Below are 2099 nucleotides of genomic sequence, written 5' to 3'. Positions count from 1 at the left end.
AGATTAAATGATGAATTTAGACGGTAGTACTTTCTGTCCGGTGCTCCAAATTTGCTTTTCTCACCATAGGCACTAACAAAGCCAGTATCTTCCAATGTTTGCATGTGGCGCAGCATGGCCTGCTGTCCAATTCCTATCTGTTTTGAAACTTGGTTAAAATACATCGGTTCATCAGAAAGAGTTGACAGAATATCTCTCCTGGTCTTGTTTCCAAGTACACGGAAAATTGNAAATTGAGTCTATTTGATTTTGCATGTCCATTAAAAAAAAGGGAATTACATATCCATTCCGGACATGTCCCCACCTGGGCCTCCATAACCTCCAGGTTTTGGCATTTCTCTTGATTTTGATGCCGCAATCACGTCGTCGATTCTTAATATCATGCAAGCAGTCTCTGTTGCTGCATTTATGACCTGTTCCTTGACAGCAAGCGGTTCATAGATGTCTCTTGTAGATAGATCGCCAACCTTTGCAGTGATGACATCAATTCCATAGGTTGCCTTGCCAGATGCACTCTTGGAACGCAAATCCACTTGAGTGTCAAGTGGATCCATTCCAGTATTTTCTGCCAAGACTAGCGGTATGGTTTCTATCCCGTCTGCAAATTTTTGTGCAGCTAACTGTGACCTGCCTTCAAGAGTGTTAGCCCACTCTCTTATCTTGTGAGCAACGTGAGCCTCAGGTGCTCCTCCGCCAACGACAATTTTTGGATACACAACGGCATCTTTTACTGCCATCAGTGCATCATGAACAGATCTCTCTGCTTCATCCACTATTCTTTGAGAGCCCCCTCGTACAAGAATGCTAACAGCTTTTGGATTTTTGCAGTCTTCCACAAATACCCATCTGTCTGTCTCTACAAATCTTTCTTCTACCAAGTTGGCAGCCCCAAGATCATTGGCAGTAAGCTCTGTAACATTTGAGACGATTCGTGCTCCTGTTGCTTTTGCAAGTTTTGTCATGTCGCTTTCTTTTATTCTTCGCACTGCCAAGATTCCAGCCTTTTGCAAGTAGTGCTGTGCCATGTCGTCAATTCCTTTTTGACACAGTACAACATTTGCACCAGACTGTGTTATCTTGTCAGTCATTTTCTTTATCATCTTGTTCTCTTCGTCAATGAATAGTTGCATCTGGTCTGGAGAATTGATATTGATCTTTGCGTCAAACTCTGTCTTTTCTATCTCCAAAGGAGCATTGAGAAGTGCAATCTTAGCATTCTCAATCCTTTTTGGCATTGCACCATGTACGACTTCCTTGTCAAGCACAATTCCTTGGATGAGTTTTGTGTCCCGGATTGAACCTCCGCTCTTTTTCTCAACCTTGATGTTGTCGATGTCTACTTTGTATTTGTCTCCTAATTTTTCTGCGACTGCCAAGACGGAATCCACTACCACATCAGCTAGTTCAGATGAGTTTGTTGAAACCAGCTTTGATGCAAGTGTTGTGGTAGCAATCTTTTTTAGATATTTTTTGTCCCTAGGATCTATCAAAGTTGCTACCTGTCGCAACACTTCGATTGCTTTCTCAGACGCTTTCTTGAAACCGTCTACGACTACTGTGGGATGAACATTCTTGGTCACTAGTTCTTCTGCTTTTTCTAGTAGTGCACCTGCAAGAACTACGGTTGATGTAGTACCGTCTCCAACTTCATTGTCGGTAGATTTACTGATTTCCACCATCATCTTGGCTGCGGGGTGCTGTACATCAATCTCTTTTAGGATTGTCGCACCATCGTTTGTAATGGTGACATCCCCTAGAGTATCTACAAGCATCTTGTCCATGCCTCTTGGACCAAGGCTAGTTCGTACTAGTTCTGAGACTAGTTTTGCTGCTTGGATATTGTTTCTTTGGGCATCATTTCCCTTTGTTTGTGTCGATCCTTCCTTGAGAAGGATGATTGGAGTTTGTTGTGTTGGTAACGTCATATTGTATCACATTGGTCACATATTGTGTGTAATGGATATTTTAATTTTACGAAACCTGTTTTTAAATAAAAATTGGTTCGATCCAATAAATTGCAGGAAAGTAGGAGAGTTGTGAATCGTGGATCGAACCTACGTAAGTTAGATTTTTTATAATTTATTTTTTATGGACAAATG

The 2099-nt window shown here is 41.5% G+C and carries 2 protein-coding genes; both read right to left on the bottom strand.

Features of this window, described 5'->3' with window-relative positions; all coding sequences use genetic code 11:
- On the bottom strand, positions 1 to 227 hold a 227-nt coding region (locus tag DYY66_RS04115), incomplete at its 3' end, for a helix-turn-helix domain-containing protein (RefSeq protein ID WP_166286451.1).
- A gap of 48 nt (positions 228 to 275) precedes the next feature.
- Positions 276 to 1925, bottom strand: a complete 1650-nt coding sequence (gene thsB / locus DYY66_RS04110; protein WP_166286449.1) for a thermosome subunit beta — start codon at positions 1923 to 1925, stop codon at positions 276 to 278.
- Between the last annotated feature and the right edge of the window lie 174 nt (positions 1926 to 2099).

Origin of the sequence: Candidatus Nitrosotalea sp. FS, from assembly GCF_011319475.1 — an archaeon.
Taxonomy (GTDB): domain Archaea; phylum Thermoproteota; class Nitrososphaeria; order Nitrososphaerales; family Nitrosopumilaceae; genus Nitrosotalea.
This window is presented reverse-complemented; position numbering and strand designations above follow the sequence as displayed.

Excerpts from the sequence above, each read along its gene's own strand:
- thsB (WP_166286449.1), bottom strand. The coding sequence starts at position 1,925 with ATGACGTTACCAACACAACAAACTCCAATCATCCTTCTCAAGGAAGGA.